This is a genomic window from Microcoleus sp. Pol12B4 (assembly GCF_036701385.1).
Classification (GTDB): Bacteria; Cyanobacteriota; Cyanobacteriia; order Cyanobacteriales; family Microcoleaceae; genus Microcoleus.
This window is the reverse complement of the sequence record NZ_JAUBQR010000036.1, coordinates 17518-36909: the sequence shown is the minus strand read 5'-3', so window position 1 is coordinate 36909 and position 19392 is coordinate 17518. Positions and strand designations below refer to the sequence as shown.

Genomic DNA, 19392 nt, shown 5'->3' with positions numbered 1-19392 from the left:
CACTAAACGGTTATAAAAAAACCAAACAGCCAATCCGCTAACTGCGATCGCCTGTAGCGGAATGTCGCGAAAACAAACCAGCCATCCCAAACCCAACAAACCCATTCCCGCTAATTGCCATTTAAAAAAATTGCTGGGATTTGGCTGGTCGGATATATTGTTTTCAATAGTCCCAGATGGCCGGGGTTGCTGCCAATCTAGCCATGCTAAAAGCACGCCACAAATCGCCAAAGCTAAACCCATTTCCGCGATATTTACATCCTTGACAAATATCGCTCGCCCCAGTAAAATTCCTAACGAATAAGCTACTAAAGCCGCTTTTTTGTAAGTCAGAAAATCTCTGCTCAAACTGAAAGCAGGGGGGAAGGTTTCAGTATTTCCCCCACCTTGGATAGATTGCAATCGTTGTTGCTGAACTTGATAAACTGTAGTAGCAGCAGTTCCCACTGTACCCAAATAAACAGCAGCGAGGGAAAAGCCTGCCAATGCCCACCCCCAGTGCAAATAACTCAATCCCAAGTGATTTAGGGCGATCGAGCGAGTGATGTTTTTTCCTGAAAAGCTTTGATATTGATCTTTTATAATCCGGGCAGTTATCCAAGTCAAAATAAGTGCCGCTGTGATTGCTACCGCCCAATCCCAAGGATACCGCCACAATCCAAAAGTATCCATTGCCCAAAAATTGATCGGCACTAGCAACAGGGTCACTTCTTGCAAAGTTTGAGCAGTCAAGTGCAAATTATGCTGTCTGTTTGCCCAACTGCTAATCGCCCAAAAGGTTAAAGTATAAGCTAATAAAACTCCATATTGTCCGGCTGCAGGAAATCTTTCCCACTGACTGGCAGCTAAGACTCCAGAGGAGACAACTACCATGAACACTCCTAAAAACAACAGCCACACCACGCTAATTTCTGCCATTAGCGAGTGCAAAATTTGAGCTATAAAATTGGGGGTTTGAGTAGTTTCTGTGGGTCTAGCAACGCTTTCTCTGCTGCTAGGTAATGCTTGAGGCGTTGATAAGGCAGGTACTTTTGGCTCGGCAATAGGAGCTCGCGGGTTCTCAATTTCAGAAAGGTCTACAGCGGGATCTCTGACTGGGCAGACTAAATACTGCCCGCACAATTCCTCAACCTCAGCGGGCGAAAGTAAACCTAGCTGCAGCCACGCATCTAAGCCTGTCAACAACTCAGGATGCGACGCTAAGATGCTCAATTCAATTTTGCTCGATCGATCTTTAGGAGACGACATTGGCTTAAACTTGTACTAAGTACCTTCAAGCTATAGCCTAGATTAATGTCGAGCGAACATCGCAACATTCCGCCATCAAAATTGGCACAATAAGTATTTATTACTAAAGACCTGTCGCAGCCAGTGTCAACCGATGAAAAAATTCCCCTGATGGGCCTAAACTAGCGTCCATCAGCGGTGAAAAACTCCAAATTAGGACACAGCAGCGGTTTCCTTACCGATCGACATATTTCAATAAACTGTCCACACTAGCATTGTGGTCTATGAAAGAAAACAAATGTTTGAAGAGGAGTTTTCCATCTGCATCCAAAACAAACTGAGCAGGCAAAGGAGCACCTAAAGCCTGACCGACTTGATAAGCCCGAAAAACTTGACAGCCTGGATCAGAAAGCAGAGGCATTTTCAAGCCTAAATCTCTAACCACAATTTGGCTTTGGCGATCGTCGGTACTGGCAACCATCAATAATTCTATATTGTGATCGGCAAATTTTTCCCAGTTTTCATTCAAAGCTTTAATGTGAGGAAAACAGAAAGGGCAATATTGCTTTTCAGTAAAAATCCGCGTAAAAGCCAAAATTACCGGCTTATCGCCGCGATAATTCGACAGCCGTACCAATTTTCCATTATTAATATCCGGCAATTCAAAATCTGGCGTCATCTGCCCTAGGTTCAGACCATTAGTCGCCGGAACAGGCAATAAATTTTGGAAAAATCGCTGATTTAACAAGCCGCTAAAATTAGTAGAAGTCAGCATATTTCCTAATTGGGTAATTGCTAATTGCTAATTAAAAATCCAGTTAAATGAATTTCCCTGCGGGTAGGGACACGACACTGCCGTGTCCCTACACCTATAATGTGCTTAAACTGCAGCAAAGAATACCTTAGACTTGACCGGATCGGGAGTCATAGTCTTGTCACCGGGCTGCCACCCGGCGGGACAAACTTCATCGGGGTGAGACTGGACGTGTTGGATAGCTTGCAGAGTACGGAGAGTTTCATCCACGTTGCGGCCGAAGGCAAGATTGTTAATAGTAGAGTGTTGGATGATGCCTTCTTTGTCGATGATGAACAGACCTCTGAGGGCAACGCCTGCTTCTGGGTCGAGGACGTTGTAGTCTGAACTAATTGTTTTTTTGAGGTCAGCAACTAAGGGATAGTTGAGGTCGCCGACACCGCCTAATTTGCGGTCTGTTTGTATCCAAGCGAGGTGAGAGAATTCGCTGTCAACGGATACGCCGAGGATTTCGGTATCGATTTTCTTGAAGTCCTCGAAGTGATCGCTAAATGCTGTAATCTCAGTCGGGCACACAAAGGTGAAGTCCAAGGGGTAGAAGAACAGGACTACATACTTTTTGCCTTTATAGTCTGACAGTTTAACAGTCTTGAATTCCTGATCCACTACGGCTGTTGCTGCGAAATCGGGTGCAGCTTGACCAACCCGGAGGCATTCACTGGTCATAGATTTTGTTTCCTTTTTTACGAACTGTTACAAATATATCATACTCATAACGACTACAAGTATCTTCTCGATAAATCAAAAAAAATACGCTCTCAAAATTGAGAGCGCAGTTTTTTTTTAATAATGGCTCAGGCGGGATTTGAACCTGCGACCTTGGGCTTATGAGTCCCCTGCGCTAACCACTGCGCCACTGAGCCAAATCTACTTCACGATTTACTATCGTAGCACGCTAGGGCTAGCTATGTCTTATTTTCACACAACATTATTTCTCATAACTTCCAGTAAAAGTTATGAGTTTTGATAATCATTCAAAACCCATAACTTCCGACCAGTCGTTACCGAGAAGCGCTGGACGCATCGTCTGGCAGAAAAGCCATTGGGTTGATAGCACCCTGTCCGGCGGGATGAATTTCAAAGTGCAAGTGCGGCCCGGTACTGAAGCCCGTGCTGCCCATTTCGGAAATCTGTTCCCCTTGAGCGACTTTCTGACCCTTTTGCACCAAAATCCGGCTGTTGTGGGCATATACAGTCTCAGTGCCGTCAGGATGGGTAATTTCCACCAGATACCCGTAGCCGCCGTCGTTCCACTGAGCATAGGTAACCACCCCGTCTGATGCTGCCACAATTGGCGTGCCGATCGGCCCTGCAATATCAATTCCTTTGTGCATCCGTCCCCACCGCCAGCCGTAGCCAGAAGTAAGAACACCCTTAGACGGCCAAATAAATCCATTAGCCGACTGTTGTTTGCCGTTAGGCAGATAAGTATCAGGGCTCGAAAGCGGAGGCAGTTCTGGAGAAACCATGCGTCCCAAAGACGGGTTGCTTAGGGGATCGTAACCATCGGCTCCCAAAGGAGCAGTTGCGACCACAGGCCGCTGCCCAGCAGAGGTCGGCGTCAGGTTTATCTGTTGCAGTTCCGCTGCGCGAGACGGGTCTAAACGCTCTTGCTGCTGCTTCTGAACCTGCTCAGACCACGCTCTCGATGGCGGTCTGCTGATTTCATTCTGCACCGCCTCAGTATAGTCGGGGGTGTAGAGATATGGATTGACACTTGGCATATCCTCAGACGGGTTGACCGAGGGCCCGTCAGTTGGAGCCAGGGACACCGCATTGGCGCCGATCGAATTGCGCGAGGCACGATATTCTTCTCGTAGCCTGACCACTTCTGCCCTCAAGCGTTCAGAATAAGGGTTGAGAGCTTCTGCGGTGGGGAGAGCCTCCGAATTCGACTCTGGTAAAGCGCTAGTTGGATAGGCATTTGAAGCCTGGGTGCTAGTATTTGCCACGAAGCTGATCGGCGGCGGGTATGCTCCCGTAGCTATGGCGGTAGCATTTTCACGTGCTGGTCCAGGCAGGGCACTGGTGTCAACTGCACCTGTAAATGTTGGTTCGCCTTGGAGAGCCAGCTTCCCTGGATCGCTAATGGTTTGGGAAACTTGAGTCAGCGGAATGCTGTTAATTTGGGGAACCATGGGCGCTGAAATATTGTTCAGACCTTCCAGGTTCTCCAGGGGAGAGACAACAGGCACTGTGGATGCGGGTGCTGCAACACCAGCACCAGCTATTTCCGAGGTAGACGAGCTGGGGTTTAAAGATGCGGGAACCGAACTCGCCGCCCATACAGATGTAGAGTTGGAGGCAGAATAAGAGGCTGCCGCCTGTACCCCTGGATTTTTAAACCCAACTTGGGGAATTTTGAGCCGTTGATTGACATTCAGCAAGTTGGGGTTGCCGAGCTTGTTGACGGAGATCAGATCTTTGGGCGATACGCCGTGACCTTTGGCGATCGCATCTAGGGTATCTCCCGGACGCACGCTGTATAGAACCTCAGCCGGCGCGGCGGTACTTCCCACAGGGGGGACTAGCACAGCCGAGGGCAAACTGGGTGTTGCCAAAGACTGTTCAATTGACTCGAATGCTTGATCGGGTGATGCTGCTTGACCTCCCCCGGAATTGGGAATTACAGGTGTGGCATCGAGGTCAGGAATAGTTGTCCCAGTTGCATATCCGGGAGAGGTCTGCGTCGGTGCTGACTCGGGCAACAATGCCCCAGGTGTAGATAAATTTGCTCCCGCCTCAGACCCTAACAGGGTTCGACCCGATTCTGTGGTGCGGTTTTCCTGTTTTTTCAAACTCTCGATCGCCCCGTCTGCATTCGGGATGTCGATCGAACTTTGTTCCGGTACCGCCGTGACCAGCGGGGTCGCTGCGGTTGATGGCAGCGCTGTCAGGGCTGCACTATCCAATGGCTCGGAGCCAGTCAGATTTAACTCTTGTTCGGGATTGACCGTCGCTGCGTGCTCTAGCACAGCCGATGTGCTATAGCCTGCGTTCTGTTGTGGTGTGGCTTCCGTCGCAGTCGGAATTCTGAGCTGTTGGCCAACTTGGAGTATGGTATCGGGTTTGATGTCGTTGGCAGTTGCCAGTGCCGACGGTTCAACTTCATAATCCCGAGAAAGCTCCCAAAGGCTTTGCCCCTGCTGCACCTTAACCGCCACCGGGTCAGAAGGTAATCCGGGCTGTTCGGCCCTGGAACCGTCAACTTGTGCGGAGGTAGCGGGCCCGTTGGCCGAGACTGGCTGTACTTCAGCGGTGGATTCTGATGTCGGCGCGAGTTCAGACGCGCGAGCGCTGTCTCCATTTCTCGGTAGCAGAATGCCAGAAGCACCTACCGATATTGCCAGCCCGATCGTGGCGAGAGAGCGAACTCTGCCTGTGCTGAGCGTTGTCTGTTTGGATGGTTCCGCAGAACCGTCTCTGTCGATTTCACTAGCCTGAACAGGCTTAATTTGGGGATATGTTCGTTTCAAAAAAACGACCTCCTACTGAGAAGCGCTAACTGTCCTTGGAAACACTCAAGGGGATCGCATGACGCTGAGTTTAAATCAACAACCAAAAATATTCTGATTGTTGACAGCTATCATGCTTAGGCCAGATTACCTTGCTTTTTTAATTTAGACAAGCTCAAACCGTCAGAAATTTTAAAATTCTCGGTCAAACCTGCTGCAATTAACCCCACAAGCCTTACACCGCAATAGCTGGAACGAATACATAAAATCTTCGTTCCGGTAAGGCTCTGAACTCTCACCTATTATCAGACTTTAGGCTAATTTCCGGACAACCTACAACCGTATATTTACTAGATATAGTGTTCAGACCCAAGCTGGTACTCGCTCACGCCCTAAATCGCTAAAATCCTCGGTTTTTGTTGCTGAATCATCTTGGGAGTAATTTGGTGTTGCTGATAACAATCTGTTTTTGAATCAATAAAATATATTAATGTCTGCTATCTAGATTTTCACCCCTTAGATACAAATTTCTTATATTTAAAAGAAGATTTGGCAGCCTGCGGCAGCTATTAAATATCTATATATTTATGTGTTGATAATGATTTATCCCAGCTCGCCCAACTGTCGTTTAGCCTCAAATAAACCCACAGCGGCGCTGACGGAGAGGTTCAAACTCCTGACTCCAGGCTGACTCATAGGAATAAAAACTGTGGCGTCGCAGGCATCCAAGACGAATTGGGGAATACCTACAGTTTCCGAGCCAAACATCAGCCAGTCGCTGGGCTGAAATTGGAATTGCGCGTAATTGCATCGCCCGCCAGTGCTGAATCCGATCGATCGTCCCCCGCGCTGCTGCCGACAGGCCAGAAAAGCCGCTAAGTCTTCGTGGCAGTGGAGGTTGACGTAGGGCCAGTAATCTAAACCGGCCCGTTTCAGGTAGCGATCGCTAATTTCAAACCCCAGCGGGCCCACTAAATGCAGTTCCGTGCCTGTGGCAGCGCAAGTGCGGGCGATATTTCCAGTATTCGGGGGGATTTGCGGGTGAATCAAGACAAGTTGGGGCATGAAGCTAATTAAAAGCCGTAAATACAGCAAGTGAAAAATTTATAAAACTACCCAAAGGTAGATATACCTTATAGCTTTTATTTATAACCTTTGTCGAGATCCATTGATTAAATATTCTGATTTGTTCATCAAGGGCGATCTGCAACTTTTTCGCGGGATGTTCCGGCTATTTGTATTATTGGCCCAGTACGCATAGCCAGGGGGCTAGTGAAAGCCCCCGTTATAATAACGGCGGGTACTTCAGGCAACTAACTGGGCGCACAAGTTGTCTTCGAGTTCCGATTCTTGGTAAGCCATGCCATTCATCCCTTGCAGAATAATACTGCGCGTATCCGAACCGTCCTCGTGCAGCTTCAACCACTGCTGGGCGGTGTTGCCTTCCCGGAGAATCTTTTTGAGCGGTGAGAGAAAGCAGCTAAAGCCGCGTTTTTTGGCTATAGGCAAGACTTCTCGGTAAATTTCCTCAATCCAATCTCGTGCCAGAATAGTTCTGCCGTCTTGCCAATGGGTGAGTTCGGCATCCAAACTTTGCCGGGATGCAGCAATTTCGTTGGCGTCTGTGAGGGCAACTAAGTCTTCGTTACGGGTGGCCACCGGCAAGGTGCTGAGTTCTAAGGGGTCTAAACTGGGGTCTTCCATCATCTGCCAAATGCGAGCTTCTAGTAGGGCAGTGATGGCCAGCAGGGCCAGAGGATTGACCTCAAGGTCGCAAATTCTCAGTTCGAGGCGGTTGAGACAGTAGGGGCGGCGATCGCCATTGGGTCGCACTGCCGACCACAGATGACGGACGTTTTGCATAGTACCGAGTTCTAGCTGTTCTTCAGTCCACTGAATGTAATGCTTGTGACTTTCAAACAGAGGGACGATAGCGGGAGTTTTTGGAAACAAACCCCACCGAGTGGAATGATAGCCCGTGACTTCGCCGTCGAGGAAAGGGGAAGAGGCGCTCAAGGCAAGGTATAGCGGTGCTTCGACGCGGGCGAGGCGGATGGCGCGCATCAGCATTTCTGGTTGGGAGATGCCGATGTTGATGTGAATGCTGGCGGTGACGACTTTGGTGCCGTAGGTTTGCTCGATGTAGGTGTGGTAAGGGTTGTTGGGATCGGATCTGTAAAATCGATCGCTCCCTCCGAGAGACAAGGTACTTCCCGGCAGCAAGGTATAGTCGCCCAATTGTTTTAAATACTCGCGCAGCCGGACTCGTGGCTTGACTAAGGCACACAACAGGCGATCGTAGCTGCACAGCGGGGCGGTCGTGTACTCGACATTGCGGCTATCAGGCTCCCGGACGAATCCCTCTAGATCGGCGACTATGCGATCGGAGAGACCGACAACCTCACCTTCGGGAGTGCCGGTATACATTTCTACTTCAAAGCCTTTTGATAGCAGCACGTTTGTTCCTCAGCTAAGTTGAGTGCTAGTTTCTAGTATCCCAAAAATTGACCTGTTCATACTATCTTCCAGGAGGCAGAGTTGAAATTTTTCGCGACTGGCACTGAAACCTGGTTTTTCGGCGTCCGCTAGTTTGAGGGTTTGTGTGTTACTTGCGATTTGGCTGCCGCAACAAATACTGCCATCGCAAAGAGTTTCCGAGGCCGTTTTAGACTCAAAAAGGCAGTTTGTTCGATCGGGGGCGTGTTTCATTCGCCATTGGTTACGATCGAACTTATGGTGAATAGAACCCACTCCTGCCTCAGTTCGACATCTGTTTTCTGCCTTGAGGGGGATAGCCGCAGATATATCTTGGGTGCGATTCTAAAAGAGGGCTATGCAATATTTTTGAGCTATAATATTAACCCCTAAAAATCCCTGTGAAAGAGCAAGAAAGAACTCCTCCCAATTTTTGGAATATGCTAAGCAATTTAGCCTTAGTCCGGTTTTTGCTTTTATTTGCTTCAGGTTGGGCTGGACTGCAACTTTTAGCTTACTTTGAAACCGCAGTCGCAGTTTTCACCATTGCTGCACTCGTGGCTTTTTTGCTCAACTATCCGGTGCGAACTCTCCAAAGATTTTTACCGCGAAGTTTAGCTGTCGCCTTAGTTGTCTTGCTCACCATTTTAGTTTTTGGCGGTCTCACCGTCACTGTAGGCGTCACTCTTTTATCTCAAGGACAGCAATTAATTGACAGCATGACGGAATTTGTGAATGCTCTGGCGCCTCTGTCCGAGCGTGTCGAAGCCTTCCTGCGGGCTAGAAACCTGCAAGTTAACCTGCGAGTTATTGAGGAACAACTGCGAAATCAAGCTTTGGCTGGAGTTGTATCGAGTATTGCTTTTTTACAAGTATTTTTAACAAATTTATTGAATTTAATATTAATTATGGTAGTGGCTTCTTTCATGTTACTTGATGGAGAGAGGCTGTGGCTATTAGTTCTCAAATTTATACCCCGACACCTGCACAGGCGTTTAAGTATAACAATAGAGAAAAACTTTTTAGGATTTTTTCAGGCACAAATCCTGTTAATGCTATTTTTGACAACAGCAAGTTTTTTAATTTTTCTACTGTTAGATGTGAAATTTCCCTTGATTTTAGCTTTTATTATCGGATTGTTTGATTTAGTTCCGGGGATTGGAGCGACTCTGGGGATTAGCTTAGTTTGTTTTATTGTATTGTCTCAAAGTGTATGGCTATCTTTAAAAGTATTGGCATCTTGCATTGTTTTGCAGCAAATTCAAGACAACTTTATTCATCCGAGACTCATGCAAAATTCTCTCAACCTCAATCCGGTAGTGGTATTTTTTGCACTGTTAGTCGGAGCAAGGTCAGCAGGACTTTTAGGTATATTTCTGGCGATTCCGCTAGCGGGAGTGATAGTTAGCTGGTTTGAAATTGAAGAAATGCAAGCGGAAGCTTAATTGATACAGCCATCCTATTTTATATCAAACCCGGCTGAAAAATTCTGTTTTAACCCGGCGACTAGAAGTCCCAGGATTCAAAAACTCTCCTGTTCCCAAAGCGCAACTAAAAGTAAAGAAAAAAAAGTAACGTAGGGTACACCTTATTGCGTCAAGTTAATGAATAAATTGCAAGTCAGTAGGAAATCTTTCTTCTTCTGGTTCTGGATCATAAATGTAATCGCAGTCAAAACGCAGAGCTTGAGAGTGGCGGCTGATAGAAAATCCGCAATTACTCACCATTTCTGTAGTAAAAGTTGCCATGACTAACTCAATGAGCCTTCTGTAGGAAATGTTAGGTAGTTGAACGTAATAGGTGCGTCTGGCAAAAAATATTCTCTCATCTTTCGGGAGAATTATGCCATTAATTCTGTGTGCGTGTTGAATCGGCTTGATATAGGTTTCAATAAACTGCGACTGATTTTTTTGCAGTCTCGCTAATCTTTCGTGTTGCAACCAGCTCATTTGAAACACAATTTTAATAAATTCAAAGCCCAAAATGTAGTTAAAAACATTATTGCGTTCTTCTGTACTCAAGACGAAGCGGAGTGCAGATTCTAAATATTGGTCAGTTTCTCGGAGCGATTGTTGAGCTGAGTGGATATAAAATTGTTTGATGTAGCTTCTTAAATCTGATTCGTTTAATTGTTTTTTGACCCGAAATCGGATTAAATAGCCTTTGACTCGGTGTAGAGTATCTACATCTTCAAACATTTTTGAGACTAAACCGTCGGCTGTATAATCATCTAAAAATTCTGCTTGCAAGTCGGGAGTAGATGCACACAATATGTAGCAGAGGGACAAGACATAGCGCCGTTGGTTCCAAGGTAAGCTTTGGGCCCATTCTTTGACTTCTACAGGGAGTTTTTGGAACACGGTATCTGTGTGGGGGAGTTGAGCAAGGTCGGCATATTTATGTTTTTGTTTAATCATTGCCTGAAACCTTATATTAGTAAGTATACAGAGTCGTCGATCGCAGATGATGGGAGAGGGGATCTGCGAGGGAGGGCTGCCACTAATTCTATCTTATTTTCTTGCCATCTGTCTAAATATACATTCTGGAGGGAACAGAGGGCGTGATCTTTCTCACACTTTAGCGAGTTTTAAATCACAACAGCTAGCTCTTCGCATCACATTTTGCGACTGTGAGTGTCACTCATAAAACTTATTCACGTCACCGGAGCAACAGTGGGTTTCGTTGAGGATTAAGTCGGGTGATTCATCAGTTTTTGTTAGTAATGATTACTGAGATAAATCATGAACTTTACTACAAGTATTTTCCCGAAAAATCAGTGCCAAGACTTAACTTTTTGCGATCGCCTCGTGCACCCCGTGCGACAGTGGCTCGATAGCATTGCAGTGGGAGAGCCACCAGTAACTCCGTGGTGTGCCAACTTATACTCGCATGGTGTCATTGTGAGAGAGATAGCTAGTTATTGGGACACCATTTTTTCCACAAACCGCCTATATAAAAGCTTAATCCTGTGTATGAGGAATTAATCCGGTTACGCTTTCGCTCGCTCTCGTTTTTGGGCGGGATCAGCCAGAACAGATACCAGTTTCCGACAAGAGTAGAGAGCAACCCAAAATTTTAGATCCTAGTTCCAACTCCCAGATGTATCTGTGGAGTAAATCTAAAATCTAAAATTGACTGAGGTATGTGGCGAAGATGTAACACCATACTGCTGATTGAGGGGTGTCATACCTCGATCGCCCATTGATCTCAATTATTTATGGGGTTTATCGCTCTGGTAGTTGCGAGGGCCATATTTTAAGCCATAATTGTTGAGAATATCAATGGATGCCTCTCAATAGGAGTGGATATCCATCGTGGCACTTAAGCCCAAAATAAAATCAAATGGTAGCAGCAAAAACAATAACTATAAAAATAATTTAATAATCTACTTGGGTTCAAGGAAGTGAATATGTTTAACGCAACTGAACTGCTGATTAAGGCTTTTGTCAATCGCCTGATTGAAGGCTACCGCCACACTTATGGTGGGTTTAAATCTGACTATGGTGAGATTATTGCTTGGGTGGCGAGTATGGCTTTAGAAAATATTGCTAATAGCGATGCTCTTTACCATAATGTCGAACACACTATTTTAGTGACTTTGGTGGGACAAGAAATTCTGGGTGGGAAGCACATCCGCGAAGGGGGTGTTTCCTGCGAAGATTGGCTGCACTTCCACATTGCTTTGCTATGTCACGATATCGGGTATGTTAAAGGTGTTTGCAGGCAAGATAGAACTGATTTGGGACTGTATGCGACCGGAATAGGCGACCTGAAATTAACGCTGCCTCCGGGGGCGACGGATGCTAGTTTGATGTCTTATCATGTCGATCGCGGAAAAATGTTTATTGATGAGCGTTTTGGCGGTCACAAACTAATTGATGCTGAGGTGGTTAAGCGTAATATTGAGCTGACTCGTTTCCCGGTTCCTGCCGATGAAGATTATCAAGATACTGTCAATTATCCAGGTTTAGTGCGCGCTGCTGATTTAATTGGTCAGTTGAGTGATCCACGATATTTGCAAAAGATTGCGGCGCTGTTTTATGAGTTTGAGGAGACTGGGCAAAATCTGGTTTTGGGCTATCAAAATCCGGGAGAGTTGCGAAATGGTTATCCGAAGTTTTATTGGAATGTGGTTTATCGATATGTGAAGGATGCGATCGGCTATTTGGAACTGACACAGCAGGGGAAACAAGTTGTTGCTAATCTGAGCGCAAATGTTTTTCGGGTGGAGCATTCTCAGGTGCCAGAGTCTGCGGTGGCTGTAGTTAGCTAGGGTTGGGGTGGATGTCGGGCGATCGTTCTTTTTTGGGATAAGTAGATCGCTATAGTGAAATACTGCTGCATAGTCAAGGTAGCTGAGATATTGCACGATTCTCAATAATCCTTTCAGAGCGGACTCTCCTGCCCACCCACAAGAAAATCAATTCTTTGTCGAACCGGCCCGAAAGCCTGTGCGAGCGAGAATGGTGCAAGATATAAGGATAAACGACTTACACAAGGATTACAACAGGAATTGTAGCAAGTAATGCAGCAAGGAAGGGGAGAAAATGCTCTGGAAATTCCTAGGCCGCTTCTCAATCTAATTGACAATCAAACCATTACTCAAACAATTGGTTTGAGGGTTGAAGATATCCAAAATTTGTGGGAGGAATGAAAGGAAGGAAAAAAGGACGATCGCACAAGTAGTACACCTTTTCTCATTACCAGGCTTAGCCTGGTACGGCAGGTTTTTGAGGATCTGCCTCTTTGAGGGAGAATTACGCTAAATATTAACTCTCATTCACCTAATCCTTAAGGATGAGTCTGCCCTCTCTCTGAAGGAAGATTTCTTTAAACGAGTAAATTCCGTATGATGCTGTAAAACTCAGTCCGAGGGGAAAGCTATTTCCGACTTGATCTCCCAATAACTGACCAATCTTACAATATAAAAAAATACATCTCATGACATCAGTCACTCCCAATCAAACTTCCTCTCAATACGAAGTTAGCAAACCAGAAGAAAAAATTGAGTCTCTGGTAGAAGAAGTTAAGCCAGAAAGCGAACTCGATTTAGAATTCCTCTACACCAGAGACATTGAATTCCGACAAGAAACAATTTATTTCATTGTAGTTGATCGCTTTTACGACGGCGACCCCACAAATAACGAAGGCCCAAACCCAGAACTTTACGATCCCGAAGGCAAAGATTGGGGCAGATATTGGGGCGGCGACTTACAGGGAGTTATTGACAAACTCGATTACTTAAAAGATATGGGAGTTAGCGCAGTTTGGCTGACGCCACTGTTCGAGCAAGTTGAAGCATTATTTGTCGAACAAGCTGCAATTCATGGCTACTGGACTAAAGATTTCAAGCGACTAAATCCCCGCTTTATTGCCAAAGGCGACAATCCTTCTATTAACCAAACACAAGAAAGTAAAGATACGGTATTTGACAAATTAGTACACGAGTTGCACCAGCGAAACATGAAACTCGTACTCGATATTGTCTGCAATCACAGCAACCCAGATTTTAGCGGTAAAAAAGGGGAACTCTACGACGATGGCGTAAAAATAGCTGACTTTAACGACGATGAAGATGACTGGTATCACCACTATGGCGAAGTCACCAACTGGGAAGATGAATGGCAAGTCCAAAACTGCGAACTGTCGGGTTTAGCAACTTTCAACGAAAATAATATTGCCTACCGGAATTACATTAAGTCAGCAATTAAACAATGGCTGGACAGAGGTGTTGATGCTTTGCGGGTTGATACAGTCAAGCATATGCCTATTTGGTTTTGGCAGGAATTTACTGCTGACATTTTAACACACAGGCCTGATGTTTTCATTTTTGGCGAATGGATTTACAGCGATCCTCGAAATGATCGTTCTGTGGAATTTGTCAACGAGTCGGGGATGACTATTTTAGATTTTGGTCTGTGCGTGGCAATTCGAGAAGTATTAGGAAAGGGTGCCGACGCAGGATTTAAGTTAGTCCAAGATGTCCTAAATTTAGATCACCGCTACTACGGGGCGACGGAGTTGATTACTTTTATTGACAACCACGATATGCCGAGGTTTCAGTCGTTGAATCCCGATCCAGAAATGCTGCAGTTGGCGATATGTTTAATTATGACGACTCGCGGCATTCCCTGCATTTATTACGGCACCGAACAGTATCTGCATGATGATACAGAAGGGGGAAATGACCCCTACAACCGCCCGATGATGGAAAAGTGGGATACTGATTCACCAATTTACCGAGCTGTGCGTTTGCTGTCGGGATTGCGGCGGCTGAATCCAGCTATTTCGATGGGGAGTCAGTGGCAGAAATATCTAACTGCTGATGTTTATTGTTACGTGCGCCGCTATCGCGATTCTGTGGTGTTTGTAGCGATGAATCGTGGCAATTCTGTGACAACAATTAAAGAGGTGGATACTGAGCTGCCTGATGGAGAGCATACGGAGGTTTTATCGCGCCGTAAGTTTGAAGTTAAAGATGGAATGCTGTACAACTTAGAATTGGGTTCGCGGGAAGTAATGATTTTTAGCCGCGTCGGAGAGCGAGTTAAGGCAAAAACTATTGTGCGGGCCCAGCTTAACAGCGTTAGAACTCAGCCTGGTGAAAGAATTGTGGTGATTGGAGATTGTCCTGAATTGGGGAATTGGGATATTAGTAAGGGTTTCCCCTTGGAGTATATCAATACTAATACTTGGTTTGGGGAAATTCCTTTTAATGAAAGTGCGGGGAAGTTGATTTCTTATAAGTATGCGCTGCTACGAGAAGGACAGTCGCCGCTGCGAGAAAATCTGGTTTGTCGCCGCTGGGTTTTAGTGTCGGAAGGGACTGTGAAATGGCGGGATAAGTGGGCGAGTGGACGGGAGTCTTAATAGTTTTGAGTTTTGAGTCTTGAGTAAGATAATCATGGGTGCATCAACCGGGTTGGATGGACGAAAATACTTTTTTGAGGCTTTCGATTATGTTTTGAAAACCCAGTTGACTGAGTAGAGGTATGTAACTGCTGTCAGATTAAATTCGTAATTGCAACTTATAACTCATTATTTTTTAAATATGACTTAGATCGTCAAAATTTTGACCTTCTATTTATAGCAGTAAGGTGTGAACTCTGCATCATCCGGACATGAGTTATGGTGCGCCGAGGCGCGCCTTACAGTTTTATTAAAGCGATCGCAATTTCTAGACCAAAACATCGATAAAAAGTTCGCTGTTGTGCTGGTTCCCAACCATTTCGTAGCCTCGCTGCACTTGAGATTCAGCTTCTTGAGGATTTTTTAGCAAATGGACGGACGATCGCCTCTCGCAAACCTGTTGCATCTCCCACATTTACCACTTTGGCAATATCCGGGGCAGCTAAATAATCGACCCTACCTTGAGTCCCAGTCATGGCGACCGGGCGCTTGCAGGCCATTGCTTCCAGTAAAACCTGCACTCCAGCAGCATATTTATTGTCCACCAAACCAACTGCAATTTGGTGCTGGCACAAATTATCTAACGTCAGAAAATTCTATCCTCAACTATTGAAAGTGGTGGTGCGGTCAGTCAGTCGATTTTAGATTTTAGATTTTAGATTTTAGATTGACTCTACACATGATGAATCTGGGGGTTCTCCGTCATGTCTAAATTTTTTTAATTCGACCAATCCTGTCTGGGGCTTGTATAGCAACGGCCCTCATGCTTAGGAAACCGGGTTTATGGACAACCGGGCGCAAATCCTGTACGAATCAAAAACAGTGACACGCGCCGATCAATTCCAAGGACTTAAGCTTTTATGCTGAAGTTAGCTAAAGAATTTATGTTTAACCTCATGTATATTTCTCCAGAGCAAGACCAAAAAATTCGCTGCACCCTGCGCGAGTGCGGTCAAGAAGCTTACAAGCTAGCAGCCGAACCTTTTGAAGTTTCTGAGAAAGGACCCAACGACTACGTGACGAGTATCGATCAATACCTAGACCGACAACTATCGGCAGCATTTAGCGCTTTGTTTCCTGAAGATGGCAGGATCACCGAGGAAAACCTCGCATCCAGAGCAGCTTACAGGGCTAATTACCAGCGCCTCTGGTGCATCGATCCCCTCGACGGGACTGAAGAATTTATTCGGGGAAAACTTCACTACGCTTCGATGGTAGGGCTGCTACTTGAAGGGGAACCGGTGGCCGGCTGGCTCTACGCCCCAGCTTTTGACCAAATGTATTTTGGCGGCAAAGATTGGGGATTGTTCCAAAGTGTGGGAACCCAGGCGCCGCAGCCGATCGCCCTGTGCAAACCCCCGGCTCCGACAGCGGAAAATTGTAAAATTGTTCTCGGAGACAAAGACCAGAAAAACTACGCCAGGGCGCTCGCCCAAACCATCCCTGGAGCAGAATTTTACTCGCTGGGCAGCTTTGGCTTAAAAGTGATGGAAGTTATCTTCGGTAGAGCCGGTTTGTACCTGTATCTCAACGGCAGAGTTAAAGTGTGGGATACCGCCGGTCCTCTGGCTCTAGCAAAAGCAGCCGGATTGGTGTGTTGCGACTTGCAAGGTCAACCGCTGAGGTGGACTAAAGATGCGATCGAGCCGGAGACTCTGGCCCACACGCAGTCAATTGCGATCGGCTGGCCGGAATACATAGAACCTCTGTTGGGCAAAGTTCAACAGGCAGTGGCAGGCTTGTAAACCCGTTTAAGATTAAAGAATCTACCAATTTTACGTGAACCGAGCCTCTGCACCCTTATCATCAATTAAAGGAGCAACGGATTGTTTGTGTTCCCAAACATCAATCGTTCCCTAGCTGTTGGGTGTCGCCTAATCATATTTCCCACCTCCGCGAGTTTGCATGAAGACAGAAGCTTTCAGTGAGCTATTCCCTCTATTTAAGGGTGCTAACCCAGAAACCTTGGGAGGGCTGCTATCAAATGCCGTCAAGCATGAGTATCCCCCGGGCCGAGCTGTGGTGATGGAGGATTCTTGGGGCAACGCGATTTACTTTGTCGTGTCTGGCTGGGTAAAAGTCCGCCGCTTGTCAAACGATCGAGCTGTATCAATGGCTATTTTAGGACGGGGTGCTTTCTTCGGCGAAATGGCCATTCTGGACGAATCTCCCCGATCGAATGACGTACTTGCTCTATCGCCCGTCCGACTTCTCAGCGTCACAGCTCAGCGATTTATCCAAACCCTGTTTAAAGACCCGCAATTACATCACCGGATGCTGCAACTGATGGTGCGGCGACTCCGCCAAACCAATCTCCGCTATCAACTCCGAAACCGCCAGCCAGCGGTTAAACTAGCAAATACTTTAGTCGAGCTGGCAGAAAACTACGGTCAGAAAACTGCTGAGGGCAAAGATATCTTCAATATTCCTTATGAAGACTTAGCTGATGTGACAGATATCACCCTAGATGAAACCAGCAAAATTATGGAAAAACTCGATAGTAAAGGTTGGATCAATATCGATCCAGACCACCAAACTATCCATTTGATCAACCTCAAGCACTTGATTAATTTGGCAAGTCAATGACTGATGTTACTTCTTTGGATACCTCCTCCGCTGCCGAAAACCGTCAGGGGCAACTAACAGCACCCACAATTCAATATTCGGTGGCGATGCCGAATCCGGAATCCCACCTGTTTGAAGTGACTTTGCGCGTGCAAGGTTGGTCGGAGCCGGTTCTGGATTTAAAAATGCCTGTCTGGACTCCCGGTTCTTACTTGGTTCGAGACTACGCCCGCCACCTGCAAGATTTTAGCTCCCATGCGGGCGATTCCCTACGGGATAGCTACGCCGCGCGTGCTTTACCTTGGCGCAAGCTCAGCAAAAATCACTGGCAGATCGATACAAATTCGGTGTCAGATGTCACGGTTTTCTACCGCATTTTTGCCAACGAACTGACAGTGCGAACCAATCATTTAGACTCGACTCACGGTTATTTCAATCCTGCGGCTTTGTGTTTTTTCTTGCCCGGTTTTGAGAGCAACTGCTACACCGTGACTGTTGTGCCACCGAAGCCCCAATGGCGCACCGTTACTACTTTGCCACCTGTTACTGGCCAAAATCTTACTTTCGCTGCTGCAGATTTTGACACTCTCGTAGACAGTCCTTTTGAGATTGGTTATCATGAAGTGTACGAGTTTGAAGTGATGGGAAAACCCCACCAGCTAGTTGTTTGGGGCAAAGGCAATTTAGAACCAGATCGCACGATTCGAGACATCCAAAAAGTGATCGAAGTCGAGGCAAAAATGTTCGGTGGCTTGCCTTACGAACGCTATGTGTTTTTCCTGCATTTGTCCGGCTCTGGTTTTGGCGGTTTGGAACACAAGGAGAGTTGCACTCTCAACTATCCGCGTTTTGGTTTTCGGGCCAGGGAAAAGTATGAACGCTTTATTCAGTTAGTAGCTCACGAGTTTTTTCACCTGTGGAATGTCAAGCGCATTCGACCGAAAGCTCTGGAAGTATTTGACTACGAAAAAGAGAATTACACTCCTTCTTTATGGTTTTCTGAAGGCACTACCAGTTATTACGATTTGGTGATTCCTTTTCGAGCTGGCCTCTACAACGTCAAAGGTTTTTTCCAAGGTATGGCTAAGGAAATTACTCGCTTGCAGACGACTCCGGGGCGCAGCGTGCAGCCTCTGAGCGAGTCGAGCTGGGATGCTTGGATTAAACTTTATCGCCGGGATGCTAACAGTGATAATTCGCAGATTTCCTATTATTTGAAAGGGGAAGTTGTTTCGTTTTTGCTCGATTTGTTGATTCGAGCTAGACACGGCAACGAGCGATCGCTGGACGATGTGATGCGTTTGATGTGGCAGCAGTTTGGCAATGCTAATTCGACTGAAAATGGCGATTTTGACCGTAATTCAGCAACAGACAGCAAGCTGGCGCATTTGACATCAAACGGAGAGTTAAATTCTGCTTCGCTGCCCGCAGAAATAGGCTTTACTCCCGAAGAGTTGCAAAGTGCGATCGAGTCGGTTGCCGGCATTGATTTGAGCGACTTTTTTGCGCGCTATATAGACGGCACAGAAGAGTTGCCTTACAACAAATATCTCGAACCTTTTGGGCTGCAAATTGGGGTAGATGAAACTGACCGAACGCCTCGCATCGGTTGGACGTTGGGAGCCGAAAACGGGCGGGAAATGGTTAAATTTGTCGAAATCGGCTCTCCGGCACAATTGGCGGGAATTGACGGTGGGGACGAGTTGCTGGCGATCGAAGGTTTTCGGGTAAATTCAGAACAAGCGGGCGAGAGGCTTAAAGATTATCAGCCGGGGGACACAATAGAGGTGACAGTTTTTCACCAAGACGAACTGCGGACTCGTCGTGTTACTCTCGCGCCGCCCCGCCCTGGCCGCTACTCGATCGTGCCAGTGGAACAGCCCACCGCTATTCAGAAACAAAACTTTACTGGATGGCTGGGAGTTCCTCTATCAAAATTGTGACATA

At 46.4% G+C, this 19392-nt stretch carries 16 protein-coding genes, 1 tRNA gene and 1 pseudogene; 9 read left to right on the top strand and 9 right to left on the bottom strand.

The window, feature by feature from the left end; translation table 11 throughout:
• The 7 genes and pseudogenes from QUA38_RS07670 to gshA form a co-directional block, all read right to left on the bottom strand.
• Positions 1-1248: pseudogene (locus QUA38_RS07670) on the bottom strand (hypothetical protein); the annotation flags it as partial.
• A gap of 214 nt (positions 1249-1462) precedes the next feature.
• The gene (locus QUA38_RS07665; protein WP_333160590.1) at positions 1463-2002 is read right to left on the bottom strand and encodes a redoxin domain-containing protein; all 540 of its coding nucleotides are present in this window, start codon (positions 2000-2002) and stop codon (positions 1463-1465) included.
• 105 nt (positions 2003-2107) lie between these two features.
• Positions 2108-2707 (bottom strand): peroxiredoxin, encoded by a 600-nt coding sequence (locus tag QUA38_RS07660; protein WP_333160588.1) that lies wholly within the window; start codon positions 2705-2707, stop codon positions 2108-2110.
• 124 nt (positions 2708-2831) lie between these two features.
• Positions 2832-2904, bottom strand: a tRNA-Met gene (locus QUA38_RS07655).
• Positions 2905-3042: 138 nt separating this feature from the next.
• Entirely contained in the window at positions 3043-5517 is a 2475-nt protein-coding gene (locus QUA38_RS07650; RefSeq protein WP_333160586.1) for a peptidoglycan DD-metalloendopeptidase family protein, read from the bottom strand.
• Positions 5518-6099: 582 nt separating this feature from the next.
• A complete protein-coding gene (locus QUA38_RS07645) occupies positions 6100-6561 on the bottom strand; it encodes a tRNA (cytidine(34)-2'-O)-methyltransferase (RefSeq protein WP_333160584.1) in 462 nt (153 codons plus the stop codon).
• Positions 6562-6801: 240 nt separating this feature from the next.
• Complete coding sequence (gshA, locus tag QUA38_RS07640) at positions 6802-7953, bottom strand: glutamate--cysteine ligase (protein ID WP_333160582.1); 1152 nt, start codon at positions 7951-7953, stop codon at positions 6802-6804.
• Between the two features lie 419 nt (positions 7954-8372).
• On the opposite strand from gshA, the gene QUA38_RS07635 reads away from it, so the two are divergent.
• Complete coding sequence (locus QUA38_RS07635; protein ID WP_333160580.1) at positions 8373-9416, top strand: AI-2E family transporter; 1044 nt, start codon at positions 8373-8375, stop codon at positions 9414-9416.
• 156 nt (positions 9417-9572) lie between these two features.
• Here QUA38_RS07635 and QUA38_RS07630 read toward each other — a convergent pair whose 3' ends face one another.
• Positions 9573-10388: a cobyrinic acid a,c-diamide synthase gene (locus QUA38_RS07630; RefSeq protein ID WP_333160579.1), complete on the bottom strand. Its 816-nt coding sequence runs from the start codon at positions 10386-10388 to the stop codon at positions 9573-9575.
• A gap of 324 nt (positions 10389-10712) precedes the next feature.
• Between QUA38_RS07630 and QUA38_RS07625 the strand changes: the two genes are divergently transcribed.
• The 5 genes from QUA38_RS07625 to QUA38_RS07610 all read left to right on the top strand — a co-directional run bounded on the left by QUA38_RS07625 (position 10713) and on the right by QUA38_RS07610 (position 14841).
• Positions 10713-10955, top strand: a complete 243-nt coding sequence (locus QUA38_RS07625; protein WP_333160577.1) for a hypothetical protein — start codon at positions 10713-10715, stop codon at positions 10953-10955.
• Entirely contained in the window at positions 10940-11050 is a 111-nt protein-coding gene (locus tag QUA38_RS29290) for a hypothetical protein (RefSeq protein ID WP_445305036.1), read from the top strand. The genes QUA38_RS07625 and QUA38_RS29290 overlap by 16 nt, the downstream gene beginning before the upstream one ends.
• 330 nt (positions 11051-11380) lie before the next feature.
• Positions 11381-12244: an Npun_R2479 family HD domain-containing metalloprotein gene (locus QUA38_RS07620; protein WP_333160575.1), complete on the top strand. Its 864-nt coding sequence runs from the start codon at positions 11381-11383 to the stop codon at positions 12242-12244.
• A 252-nt stretch (positions 12245-12496) separates the two neighbouring features.
• Entirely contained in the window at positions 12497-12625 is a 129-nt protein-coding gene (locus tag QUA38_RS07615) for a hypothetical protein (RefSeq protein WP_333160573.1), read from the top strand.
• A 287-nt stretch (positions 12626-12912) separates the two neighbouring features.
• Positions 12913-14841 carry an alpha-amylase family glycosyl hydrolase gene (locus QUA38_RS07610; protein ID WP_333160571.1) on the top strand — a complete coding sequence of 643 codons (1929 nt, stop codon included), beginning with the start codon at positions 12913-12915 and terminating at the stop codon, positions 14839-14841.
• A gap of 383 nt (positions 14842-15224) precedes the next feature.
• Here QUA38_RS07610 and QUA38_RS07605 read toward each other — a convergent pair whose 3' ends face one another.
• Complete coding sequence (locus QUA38_RS07605) at positions 15225-15425, bottom strand: hypothetical protein (protein WP_333160569.1); 201 nt, start codon at positions 15423-15425, stop codon at positions 15225-15227.
• 315 nt (positions 15426-15740) lie between these two features.
• On the opposite strand from QUA38_RS07605, the gene QUA38_RS07600 reads away from it, so the two are divergent.
• The 3 genes from QUA38_RS07600 to QUA38_RS07590 all read left to right on the top strand — a co-directional run bounded on the left by QUA38_RS07600 (position 15741) and on the right by QUA38_RS07590 (position 19388).
• The gene (locus tag QUA38_RS07600) at positions 15741-16625 is read left to right on the top strand and encodes an inositol monophosphatase family protein (protein WP_333160567.1); all 885 of its coding nucleotides are present in this window, start codon (positions 15741-15743) and stop codon (positions 16623-16625) included.
• Between the two features lie 160 nt (positions 16626-16785).
• A complete protein-coding gene (locus QUA38_RS07595) occupies positions 16786-17466 on the top strand; it encodes a Crp/Fnr family transcriptional regulator (RefSeq protein WP_333068980.1) in 681 nt (226 codons plus the stop codon).
• A complete protein-coding gene (locus tag QUA38_RS07590) occupies positions 17463-19388 on the top strand; it encodes a M61 family metallopeptidase (protein WP_333160565.1) in 1926 nt (641 codons plus the stop codon). Before QUA38_RS07595 ends, QUA38_RS07590 begins: the two co-directional genes overlap by 4 nt.
• Positions 19389-19392: the final 4 nt, after the last annotated feature.